This window comes from Mixta theicola, from assembly GCF_002895925.1.
Classification (GTDB): domain Bacteria; phylum Pseudomonadota; class Gammaproteobacteria; order Enterobacterales; family Enterobacteriaceae; genus Mixta; species Mixta theicola.
On sequence record NZ_NWUO01000058.1, the window covers coordinates 1 to 579 of the forward strand.

Consider the following 579-nt stretch of genomic DNA (forward strand, 5'->3'; position numbering starts at 1 on the left):
CGTCACTACGCGCACGTTGACTGCCCGGGCCACGCCGACTACGTGAAAAACATGATTACCGGTGCTGCTCAGATGGACGGCGCTATCCTGGTTGTTGCTGCGACTGACGGCCCGATGCCGCAGACCCGTGAGCACATCCTGCTGGGTCGCCAGGTTGGCGTTCCTTACATCATCGTGTTCCTGAACAAGTGCGACATGGTTGATGATGAAGAGCTGCTGGAACTGGTTGAAATGGAAGTACGTGACCTGCTGTCACAGTACGACTTCCCGGGCGACGACACGCCGATCGTTCGCGGTTCCGCGCTGAAAGCGCTGGAAGGCGAAGCTGAGTGGGAAGAGAAAATCATCGAGCTGGCTGGTCACCTGGATTCTTACATCCCTGATCCGCAGCGCGCTATCGATCTGCCGTTCCTGCTGCCGATCGAAGACGTATTCTCTATCTCCGGTCGTGGTACCGTTGTTACCGGTCGTGTTGAGCGTGGCGTGGTCAAAGTGGGTGAAGAAGTGGAAATCGTTGGTATCAAAGATACGGCGAAATCTACCTGTACCGGCGTTGAAATGTTCCGCAAACTGCTGGAC

At 56.1% G+C, this 579-nt stretch carries 1 protein-coding gene; it reads left to right on the plus strand.

Features of this window, described 5'->3' with window-relative positions; genetic code table 11:
• On the plus strand, nt 1-579 hold a 579-nt coding region (locus tag COO59_RS20610; RefSeq protein WP_240614182.1), incomplete at both ends, for a GTP-binding protein.